Source organism: Variovorax sp. P4_D9 (genome assembly GCF_056401695.1).
Map to the genome: position 1 here is coordinate 1 of NZ_JBFUIU010000651.1, position 7,642 is coordinate 7,642.

The 7,642-nt window shown below is 62.0% G+C and carries 9 protein-coding genes and 1 pseudogene; 2 read left to right on the forward strand and 8 right to left on the reverse strand.

Going from position 1 to position 7,642, the window contains the following annotated elements; genetic code table 11:
* The first annotated feature begins 112 nt into the window (after positions 1-112).
* Both AC1DY5_RS41600 and AC1DY5_RS41605 read left to right on the forward strand, forming a co-directional pair.
* A complete protein-coding gene (locus tag AC1DY5_RS41600; RefSeq protein WP_478120277.1) occupies positions 113-934 on the forward strand; it encodes a dioxygenase family protein in 822 nt (273 codons plus the stop codon).
* Positions 935-1,056: 122 nt separating this feature from the next.
* Entirely contained in the window at positions 1,057-1,731 is a 675-nt protein-coding gene (locus tag AC1DY5_RS41605; protein WP_478120278.1) for a TetR/AcrR family transcriptional regulator, read from the forward strand.
* A gap of 52 nt (positions 1,732-1,783) precedes the next feature.
* Here AC1DY5_RS41605 and AC1DY5_RS41610 read toward each other — a convergent pair whose 3' ends face one another.
* The 8 genes and pseudogenes from AC1DY5_RS41610 to AC1DY5_RS41645 all read right to left on the reverse strand — a co-directional run.
* A complete protein-coding gene (locus AC1DY5_RS41610; RefSeq protein WP_478120279.1) occupies positions 1,784-2,608 on the reverse strand; it encodes an aldo/keto reductase in 825 nt (274 codons plus the stop codon).
* Between the two features lie 62 nt (positions 2,609-2,670).
* A complete protein-coding gene (locus AC1DY5_RS41615) occupies positions 2,671-3,084 on the reverse strand; it encodes a DoxX family protein (RefSeq protein ID WP_478120280.1) in 414 nt (137 codons plus the stop codon).
* A gap of 446 nt (positions 3,085-3,530) precedes the next feature.
* The gene (locus AC1DY5_RS41620; RefSeq protein WP_478120281.1) at positions 3,531-3,737 is read right to left on the reverse strand and encodes a DUF1003 domain-containing protein; all 207 of its coding nucleotides are present in this window, start codon (positions 3,735-3,737) and stop codon (positions 3,531-3,533) included.
* Positions 3,738-3,906: 169 nt separating this feature from the next.
* Positions 3,907-4,776, reverse strand: coding sequence for a pirin family protein (locus AC1DY5_RS41625; protein ID WP_478120282.1), 870 nt, complete (start codon positions 4,774-4,776; stop codon positions 3,907-3,909).
* 125 nt (positions 4,777-4,901) lie between these two features.
* Complete coding sequence (locus tag AC1DY5_RS41630) at positions 4,902-6,116, reverse strand: LysR family transcriptional regulator (protein WP_478120283.1); 1,215 nt, start codon at positions 6,114-6,116, stop codon at positions 4,902-4,904.
* Positions 6,109-6,717: an FMN-dependent NADH-azoreductase gene (locus tag AC1DY5_RS41635; protein ID WP_478120284.1), complete on the reverse strand. Its 609-nt coding sequence runs from the start codon at positions 6,715-6,717 to the stop codon at positions 6,109-6,111. The genes AC1DY5_RS41630 and AC1DY5_RS41635 overlap by 8 nt, the downstream gene beginning before the upstream one ends.
* A 523-nt stretch (positions 6,718-7,240) precedes the next feature.
* A pseudogene (locus AC1DY5_RS41640) lies at positions 7,241-7,423 on the reverse strand (thiolase family protein); the annotation flags it as partial.
* 21 nt (positions 7,424-7,444) lie between these two features.
* Positions 7,445-7,642: enoyl-CoA hydratase-related protein (locus AC1DY5_RS41645; RefSeq protein ID WP_478120285.1), on the reverse strand; the 198-nt coding region annotated here is incomplete at its 5' end.

A 7,642-nucleotide genomic window follows, 5' to 3' on the forward strand; every position in this document is an offset into this window, starting at 1 on the left:
AACCATCCTATCGATCCTGGGTCAGCCACCTCTCTTTGCCATCAAGCACTTACGTCCCGCACTGATGGCCCAACAGCTAAAGTAAGTGGCATTCACCCTAAGGAGGCTCCCCATGGAAGAGATCTTTCCCCAGCTGACCGAGGATGTCATTGACAGGATGAAGAGCGCCGAGCCAAGGCTGCGCCAGGTCATGACGCTGCTCGTTCGTCATCTTCACGCCTTTGTTTGCGAGGCCGGACTCTCCCATGACGAATGGCGAACAGGGATCGAGTTCCTGACGCGCGCGGGCCAGATGTGCTCAGACAGTCGGCAAGAATTCATCTTGCTCTCCGACATCCTGGGCGCGTCCATGCTGGTCGACGCGATCGCCAACCACGCTGGCGACGGCATCACGGATTCCACTGTGCTGGGACCCTTCTACGCAGGCCCGCAGCGCGAGCTGGACAAGGGCGACACGATCCTGCTGCGTGAGGAAGACGGCGAGCCATTGACCATGAAGGGGCGCGTTGCCGACGCGCAGGGCGCACCGGTTGTCGGCGCCAAGGTGGAGGTCTGGCAGACGGCGACGAACCAGCTCTACGACGTTCAGGACGAAGACCAGCCGCGCGGGCATCTCAGGGCCACGTTCAGAACCGACGCGCGTGGCGAATACGAGTTCAAGACCATCCTGCCGGTGAGCTATCCGATCCCCGACGACGGGCCGGCGGGTCAGCTCCTCGAAGGATTGGGGCGCCATCCATTCCGGCCGGCGCACGTCCATTTCATGATCAGTGCGCCTCGGCATCGGACGCTTGTCACCCATCTCTTCCTGGCGGGCGACAAGTACCTTGAAAGCGATGCCGTCTTTGGCGTCAAACCTTCCCTCATCGTGCAGCCCACAACGCAAGATGGCGCGATGACGATCGCGTACGACTTCGGACTGGCTCGAACGTGACACTTTGCACTGTGGCACGCCGCCCAGCCTGGGCGGATTCCGGGTGTGGCATGTGGTAGCGTGGAACCATGGCAAGCAAGAGAACCTCGGCCGCAGAACGCGTCCGATCGTCCCACCCGAAGGTGAGTGAAGCACCCAGGAAGCGCGCAGAACAGCAGCGGTCACAGTCGACCCGTGCAGCTATCCTCGAGGCCGCACTCGCCGAGTTCGCGGAGAAGGGATTCGAGGCGGCAAGTATCCGCAGGATTGCAGAACGCACTGGTTTCAAGCATCCTCTGATCACCTATCACTATCCCACCAAAGACCTGCTCTGGCAGGCGGTCGCGCAGGACACCTTCGAGCGCATCCAACAGGAATGGGATGCTCGCGCCGCTGAGGAGGCCGACCTGTCTCCGCTCGAAAGCTTGCGGGCAGAGTACCGCGCATTGTTCCGGCACACATCGGCATTCCCGGACTTCCATCGCTTCATGCGTCAGGAAGCGGCGACGGACAACCCGCGCCTTCACTGGGTCGCGGAGAACGTGCTCAAGCCGCTCATCAACCGGCTGCTTCCTCAGATCTCGGCGGCGCAAGCCGACGGGCTGCTGCCGGTGGTGGAACCCATCCTGTTTCACTACATGATGGTCAGCCTCACGGCCACCCTGTCCGAGTTCGGCCCGGAAATGCGAGTCACCCGCCACTTGTCGGCCAGTCGCCCCAACGTCGAGGAAGCGTACTGGACCTTCGTGGAACAGACCGTGTTTGGCTCGCCGCCCCGAACCGCAACCAGGAACGCCCGACATCGCGGGAAGTATTGATGCGCCGACGTTCCTGAGCCGGAAGAGGATCGGTCGGGCGCTTGCCCAGCCGTCAATCCCAAGCCGGTGCAAGACCAGGTGGATCGACGATGCGGCTGCCTGGCTCGGCGAGCGCAAAGATCGCCGCCATGTCGTCCGCGGGCAGCTCGAAGTCGAAGATCGCGGCATTCTCGGCCAACTGCTCCCGACGGGTACTGCGCGACAGCGCCACGACACCGCCTTGTTGGACCAGCCAGCGAAGCACGGCCTGCGAGACCGAGCGACCGTTGCGCGCGGCGATCTCCCCGAGGGTCGGATCCGCGAACACCCGGCCGACCGCCATGGCGCAGTACGCCGTGACGGCGAGGCCTGCGCCCCGAACCGCCGACACGAGCGCACGCTGATCCAGGTACGGGTGGTACTCGAACTGATTGGTGACCAGCGGTACCTCCGAGAGTTGAATGGCCCTGGCCAGCAAGTCCCGGTTGTAGTTGCTCACGCCGATGTGGCGCGCCTTGCCCTCACGGACAATGTCATTCAGCGCACCGATCTGGTCCTCGAGCGGCACGTCGTTGTTCGGCCAGGGCAGCAGCAGCAGGTCGACGTAGTCGCTGTTCAGCTTGCGCAGGCTTTCTTCGACCGAAGACCTCATGAGACTCGGCGCGCAGTTCGGCGCCCGGATCTTGGTCGTGATGAAGACATCGGCGCGCGGCATTCCGGACATGGCAATACCGAGGCCGACGTCGACCTCGTTCGCGTAGACCTGCGCGGTGTCGATGTGCCTGAAGCCTGCATGCAGCGCCGCGGGGATGATGTTCGACAGCGCGCTGCCGCGCATGCCATAGGTCCCGTAGCCGAGAGATGGTATGCATGCGCCGCTCGCCGTGACGAATTGCATGTTGGGTTCTCCGAAGGAACTGCCGACGAGAAGTTGCGCGTAGATAAATCGGCGAAGGCCATCTAGTTCGCCGCACGTGCCGCAAGCCTGCTATCCACCCCAATGCTGCCCGCCCCAAATGCCGCAATCTGAAGCAGACCGCCGGCCATGGCCAGGTTCTTGAAGAAATGAATCATTTGATTCTGGTCAGCCAGTGCGTGGTGAAAGATGAGCGCGGTAACCACGCAGAAGAGTGCCAACACAAGCGCCACGAGTTTGGTGCGGTAACCGACCAGCAGCAACGCACCGCCCGCAACTTCGACGATGACCGCACCCAGATACGCGAGCAGCGGAGCAGGCATTCCCATGGCGGCGATGTAGCCCTGGGTCGCACTGGGCGCGCCCAACTTGCCCAGACCGCTCATAATGAACGTGACTGCAAGCAAAATCCGACCAATGAGTGGCAATACACTCTGATTTCCATTCGAACTAGACATGATGATGTTTCCTTAGGTTGATTGACGACTCGATTGATGAGGGCAGCACAGTCATCCGCAGGCCAACGTCATCGCGCTACTGGACTGCTGTTTGCAATCGCGGTTAACGACGGTCGGTGTAGGTAACTTGGCAGCGACTCATCCGGTGCGGCCAGTTTAGAAAGGCGCCTGCTGTCGAACAATCGCCATCCGCGCAACGCATCTTTCTATGGCGCAGAAAGGTGACCCTCGTGTCGGCGCATGTCTGGCGCGACCGATGGCACTCCTCAAATGAGCTCGGGCTAGCTTCTTGATCAGATGGTCGCCGAACACTTCGACGCGCTTTGGTAACGGCCCCTCGGGTGGCGTCACCCAGTAGACAGCGCCGAGTGGAATCGACCATTCAGGCAACAGTCGCTCGAGCCAATGAGTCTCGCGTACCTCGCGTACGCGCCTGGGGTGCTGTTTCAGCGTCGAGGATCCGCGTTCACGCGCACATCAGAGATCACACCGCGCTCGATCCGGTCGAGGCGGTGGTGCATCCTCAAGATTTCCAGTTTGCTGTGCACCGCGACAGCAGCGTCGTACTCGGCGTCTGCCCGATCGACGGCAGCCCTGTGCTGCTGGCTGATCAGGATGATCGGGCCCTGGACGGACGCGATCATGGTTAGCACGAGCTTGAGCAGGCTTCGCCGAGTTCAGCGTAGCCCTGATGGAGCAGGGTTCTCGAAATGTGGTCGGCGACGCCGGTGGTCACCAAGAACTTCTCCCCTGCTGCAGCCTTGCGGTGGACCTGCGGCCGATTCAGGGAGTGGAACGCCCGTCGCATGACGCGGGGGGTCGTCAGGCCCTGCCTTGAGCGTGCAGGAGGCGGCCGATCCGCCGAATATTCGCCTCGCCTTGCTCAAGCGCGGCCACGCTGGTATGGACCGAGTAGTAGCCCTGCACCAGCTCGTGCGGATGCTTGGTCGCCGAACCGAACACGAACTCGGTGTCCTCTGTCGCGCGGAAGTGAATGGGTTCCTCGCCTTCCGCGAAAGCCACCAACTCGCCGGTGCCGATGGCTTCGGGCGCACGCAGATCGCCAGCGCTGACCGCGGCCCACGCCACCGTATGACCGGCTGGCGGCTTGTAGTGCCAGCTCTGGCTGGCCATTAACTTGACCGAGAAGTAGTTGATGGGCGATGGCGCTGAGACCGGCCCTTTTGCCGCGCCATATTGCCCCAGCAGAACCGTCACGGGCCCCACGGTGGACAATGTCTGCGGTCCCAAATACCTGCTGTAGGCCTCGCCGAGTTCGACGGCCGCCGGCAATGCGACCCACAACTGGAATCCCCGCAGCCGATCAGAGTCGCCAAACTTTCCTCCGTGCCAGGCGCCGCTGCCTGCGTGCATCCACTCCATCCATCCCCGCTTGAGTTCGCCACGCCGCCCGAGGTTGTCTTCGTAGTTGGCCGAACCCTCGAACAGCCAGGTCAACGTTGCAATGCCCGAGTGAGGATGCAGCCCGAAGCCGCCGGCCTTGTTGTAGCGGGATAGGTCCTCGCCATCGATGCGATCGAGAAACACGAAGGGCTTCAGGAACTCGCCCAGGTCGGGGGGACTCATCAGGCGCGTGATGGGCCCGTGGCTCTGGCCGCCTCGGGTACGGTAGACGATGCCGCGATGCGCGACAGGGGCCTCTTGGAGGAGATTGGTGTCGGGTTTGTTCATGATGCAAATCTATGGTGCRCACACTCGCGGGAGTAGTCTGCGCGGCCGGATTTCAGTCCTCCAAGAATGCTCGGAATCACGGGGCGCAGCCTCAGCTCTGGATCTGCAACGCGCTCTGACGCTTGTCAGGCAGTCCGCAGAAAGCGTGGCTGTTCGCCATCCCCGGGCCTGACCAATCCCGCGGCAACGATCTTGGTCATCGCGAACTCAATGAACACAGTCACGGCTCGAGGCAGTTGCCGCCTGATCACAGTCACGGCTCGAGGCAGTTGCCGCCTACTCAGATAAACCAGGTAGATGTCCAGGCCTTCGACGCAGTACGTGGGCAAAACCTCAATCAGGTGACCGCTACGCACATGGGGCGACGTCATCATCTCTGGCAGCAGGACGATCCCGAGACCGGCCAAAGACGCTTTCAACAATACATGCGCAGCGTTGGCGCAGAACCGCCCGCTGACTTGCACCTCGACTGGTCTCTCTGGGCCATCCAGACGCCAGATCGTGCGCCCCGAGACCGGTGGCATTGCGAGGCAATCGTGCCCTGCCAAGTCGTCCAATGACATGGGGACGCCTCGCTCTGCCAAGTAGGCGGAACTTGCGACCATGCTTGCGCGATTGCTGCCGATCCGGCGCGCCACCAGCGTCGGCTCGGTCACCTTGCCGGCACGAATGGCGACATCAATGCCTTCGGCAACAAGATCGGCACGCGCGTCGTTGAGAACGAACTCGAGGCGGACCTTCGGATGCATGACGAGGAATTCGGTCACCCAGTCGATCTGGAACCAATTGAAGAAGTCGGCGGCCGCCGCCACCCTCACCTTTCCACTCGGCACTTGGCTACCTTCGGCCAGTTCGAAAGCCGCCTCGGACAGCGCCTCGACCTGGTCCACACAGCGTCCGTAGAACGCCTCGCCGGCGTCGGTCAATGTCAGCCGCCGAGTCGACCGGTGAAGCAAACGCAGCCCGAGTTGCTCTTCAAGCTGATGGATGCGCCGGCTCGCAGTGTTGGACGGCATGCCCGCGCGACGCGCGGCCTTCACAAAGCTTCCAGCTTTGACCACCTGCACAAAGAGGGCGACGTCGTTCAAATCAACCATATCCAGCCTCCACACGGGCGCGACGGCAGAGGGACAGTCGATCCAGTTGAATCGCAGCAAAAGCCGCCAGGACTTCCGCTGATCAGCGCGACGCGGCAGTGGGGATTCTATTGTGGTCTGCCGGCAGGGTGTTGCTGAAGCCAATGAAACAGGGCGGCCAGCCTTATCGATGTGCAAACCGCCCTCCTTGATGGCAAGCGCGCCGCTTGCCAAGCGCTCGCCAGTTGTCAGGGTTTCAAGCAAATGCGGCGGCAATCTCGCCGTGAGCACTCGCCAGGGCCTTGGCACGCAGATCATTACCCGCTGCCAAGCCTTCAGCACGGATAAATAGGATGTCGGTGATGCCGAGGAAGCCGAACAATCCCTTCAGATAAGTCTCCTGATGGTCCAAAAAAGCGACCTGGGTGTCGCTTCCATAGAAGCCACCACGCGAGGACGCGATGAGTACCTTCTTGCCACCAGCGAGCCCCTCAGGCCCCTTCTCGGTGTAGCGAAATGTCTTACCAGCGACGGCAATGCGATCGATCCAAGCCTTGAGCTGGCTGGAGATGCCAAAGTTGTACATCGGCGCGCCGACAACCAGAACATCGGCTGTGAGGAAAGTCTCCAGATCCTTCTGACCCGCGTCCACGTCCTGTTGGAGCGCCGTGGATTCGGGTGTCGCGCCTTGCGCAGTCGCCAAATGTGCGCCCGTAAGGTGCCCGACAGGCTGAGCGACCAGGTCACGATAGATGACCTGCAGGTCACGGTGCTTCGCGCGTGCTGCGGATACAAGCTTGGCCGTCAATTGGCGGCTCACCGAGCCTTCGCCAAGAATACTTGAGTCAATGTGGAGGAGTTTCATGTTGGCGGTCCATCAGTAAGAGAACAAAACTTGCGTAGTGGCTTTCCACCACGCGCGTGGGAAATCCATAGTAGGAACCGCTGCGCGCCTTGAGTAGTCGTTTGATTTGGATTTCACTCCTCCACGGTCATGAGCAATCACACGCCGGCCCCTCGCTTTGCCAGCATTCGGCGCCGAAATGCATCCATGATGAACTCCACGAATGCACCTGTCTTCGGCGCGAGCAGGGGACGGCTTGCGTAGCACAGCGAGACGGATCCCAGATCGGCATACCACTGCGGCAGCAGCCGCACCAGCGTGCCGCCAGGCTTCGGGCCACGCAATCACCGTAACGCCGGGCCCCAGCTGAGCAGCTCGACGCATGGCCGCAGGGTCGTTCAGCACGATCGTTTGGGCCAGAGCCGCAGGTGCCTGCGCTCCAGCCGCGCTGCATATCCTTGTTGGACCGCCGACGTCTTCTGGTCATGCCGAGCACGAAATCGACGAGTCCGACGAATCAGGCGTCGAGCGCATTCATCGATGCCGCATCGATCGCGGCCACACGACTCAAGTACACATCGTTCACATCTGTCGGGATCACGTTGCCCGTCACCACATGGCCGATCGCATCGGGTGCAACGCCGCTGCGCTGGATCGCGGGCCTTGACAGCCGTGGTGGCCAGCTGGGTATTGGGAACACCTTCAGCGACCCGCCGAAGGTGCCGATGGCGGTAGGGGTGCCTGCGGGTCAGCTGTTCGTGAACGCTGCCGTGCGCTTGGAGACGAAGGCGTCCATGCCTTCCTTCTGGTCTGCGGTCGCGAACAGCGCATGGAACAGCCGGCGCTCGAACATCACGCCGTCCGACAGCCCGCTCTCGAAGGCCCGGTTGACCGATTCCTTGGCCGCCATCACTGCGATCTGCGAGAAGCTCGCGATGGTCAGCGC